This window comes from Stenotrophomonas sp. STEN056 (assembly GCF_056759635.1).
The window spans coordinates 1-217 of sequence record NZ_JBRRDL010000079.1 but is presented as its reverse complement, the minus strand read 5'-3'; the positions used below and the strand labels follow the sequence as shown (position 1 = coordinate 217).

1 protein-coding gene is annotated in these 217 nt (G+C 63.6%); it reads right to left on the bottom strand.

Going from position 1 to position 217, the window contains the following annotated elements; all coding sequences use genetic code 11:
- On the bottom strand, positions 1-217 hold a 217-nt coding region (locus ACVOLO_RS18075), incomplete at both ends, for a hypothetical protein (RefSeq protein ID WP_481571706.1).

Here is a 217-nt window from a genome sequence, read left to right as displayed (position 1 = left end):
CGCCGACAGATCACCCTGGCCGTTGAAGGTGGTCACGGAAGTATTACCGCCGCTGCTCAGCGTGCTGTTGCCTGCGACATCCAGCGTGGTCGCGGTCAGATCATTGGCGGCCTTGACTGCCAGCGCCTTGCCCACGGCGGCCTGCCCGATCACCACATCAGACTGGCCGTCGATGGCTGCATTGCCGGTCACCTTTGCATCGGCGATGGACAAGGTG